At 68.1% G+C, this 1,584-nt stretch carries 1 pseudogene; it reads left to right on the forward strand.

Going from position 1 to position 1,584, the window contains the following annotated elements:
* Positions 1-78 precede the first annotated feature (78 nt).
* Positions 79-1,547, forward strand: a pseudogene (locus ACFYQA_RS39480) (IS3 family transposase).
* Positions 1,548-1,584 lie beyond the last annotated feature (37 nt).

Raw genomic sequence — 1,584 nt, forward strand, 5'->3', positions numbered from 1 at the left:
CCCTCTCTGTCAAAGTAGTGCGAGTCAGGCATACTGGATGATTCATTGAGTCGAGGGCGGAGAAGGAGTAGTGCCCAGGTGGCCAGCACCAACGACCACGGGACCCCTGATCCGCAGGTAGCAGCCCGTTCCACCGGTCCGCGCCGGTACACCGCGGCGTACAAGGCGAGGATCCTCGCCGAGTACGAGACGCTCGACAAGAAGGGCAAGGGTGCCCTGCTGCGCAGGGAGGGCCTGTACTCGTCGTTGATCACGACGTGGCGGCAGCAGCGGGACAAGGGCGCCCAGGCGGCGCTCGCCGCGCCGGCCGGACGGCCGAAGGCGGACCCGCGGGACAGGGAGATCGCGAAGCTGAAGGCGGAGAAGGCCCGTCTTCAGGCCGACCTCGCCAAGGCCCGCACCGTGATCGAGGTGCAGGGAAAACTCTCCGCGCTGCTCGACCAGTTCGCCACGGACAGCGCCCCGAACCAGACCGGCGAGAACACCAAGTGACCGGGGCCGACCCCGTGGCCGCCTTCGACGCTGCCCGCGACCAGGCCCTCGAAGAGCTCACCGGGCTGGTCGGACGCGTCCAGGCGTGCACCGCGCTCGGCGTGAGCCGGGCCACCTACTACCGCCACCACCGCCGCAGCCCCGCCCCGGAGCGGCCGAGGCGGGAACGGCGCCGGCATCCCCGCGCGCTCACCCCACAGGAGGAGGCACGGGTCCTCGATGTGCTCCACTGCCCGGAGTTCGCCGACATGGCGCCCGCCGAGATCTACGCGATCCTCCTGGACCGGGGCGTCTACCTGTGCTCGGAGTCGACGATGTACCGGCTCCTGCGACGCCGTGGCGAGGTCCGTGAACGCCGCCGCCAGGCCGTCCACCCGCCCCGGACCGTTCCCGAGCTGGTCGCCGAGGGCCCCAACCGGGTCTGGAGCTGGGACATCACGAAGCTGAAGGGGCCGGTCACGGGCGTCTACTACTGCCTCTACACGATCATCGACATCTTCAGCCGCTACACGGTGGGCTGGATGATCGCCGACCGGGAGAACAAGGACCTCGCCGAGCGGTTCCTGTCCGAGACGATCGCCAAGTACGGCATCCAGCCAGGCCGGTTGACGATCCACTCGGACCGCGGGTCCCCGATGGTCGCGCAGAACGTCGCCCAGATGATGGCCGCTCTCGGCGTCACCAAGTCGCATTCGCGGCCGAAGACATCGAACGACAACCCCTACAGCGAGAGCCAGTACAAGACCCTGAAATACCGGCACGACTTCCCGGACCGTTTCGGCTCCCTCGAGGACGCCCGGGCGTGGTGCACCCGCTTCTTCACCTGGTACAACGAGGAACACCGGCACTCCGGGATCGGCCTGCACACCCCCTATGACGTGCACTTCGGCCTCGCCGGACAGCTCCGCGAGATGCGTGCCGACGTCCTTCAGGCCGTCTACGCGAAGCACCCCGAGCGCTTCGTCCGCAAGCCGCCGGAGCCGCCGAAACTCCCCGAAGCCGCCTGGATCAACAAGCCGGCACCGGACGGCCCACTGATCCCGGCACAACGTTAGAACGATCTACCTGCCTTGATCGCTTTGACAGGTTCCG

Origin of the sequence: Streptomyces sp. NPDC005774 (assembly GCF_042871645.1) — a bacterium.
Classification (GTDB): domain Bacteria; phylum Actinomycetota; class Actinomycetes; order Streptomycetales; family Streptomycetaceae; genus Streptomyces; species Streptomyces pratens.